This is a genomic window from Mesorhizobium sp. M4B.F.Ca.ET.089.01.1.1 (assembly GCF_004022605.1).
Classification (GTDB): Bacteria; Pseudomonadota; Alphaproteobacteria; order Rhizobiales; family Rhizobiaceae; genus Mesorhizobium; species Mesorhizobium abyssinicae.
This window is the reverse complement of record NZ_RZOS01001505.1, coordinates 1-415: the sequence shown is the minus strand read 5'-3', so window position 1 is coordinate 415 and position 415 is coordinate 1. Positions and strand designations below refer to the sequence as shown.

Sequence of the window (415 nt, the reverse complement as noted above, 5' to 3'; positions counted from 1 at the left end):
GTTGTGATCCACTGTTATATTTTGCTTGTGTCTCTTCAAAACCAAATTTCATTCGCGATCAAAGCCATCTGTTAGCGGACGCCAATAAACCCTGGATTTACAATTCGGCAATGGACGATCAAGAGCAAGCCGGAAAGATCACCGCCTTCGCCGAGAAGGAAGGCTACAAGCCAGGCAGCAAATACATCGCTACCAAAATGAGTGGAAACGGTGCTGCCGGGCTCGCCGGAAACATTTTGGTCGGAGGCTTGATTGGCGTCGGTGTTGATGCGGTGACCGGCGCAACGTTGGATCATTTTCCGAACCCTCCGGTGATAACCTTGGTTCCCGTCGACGCCGTCCGCCAGAGCACCAAGGCGGTGGTGCCGCCTCCGCCGCCGCCGCAAGAAACAACAGTGCGCCGAACTGGAGTCTG

Annotated in this window: 1 pseudogene; it reads left to right on the top strand. The window is 54.7% G+C overall.

Annotated elements, in window-relative coordinates:
• Positions 1 to 11 precede the first annotated feature (11 nt).
• Positions 12 to 415, top strand: a pseudogene (locus tag EN780_RS39615) (hypothetical protein); the annotation flags it as partial.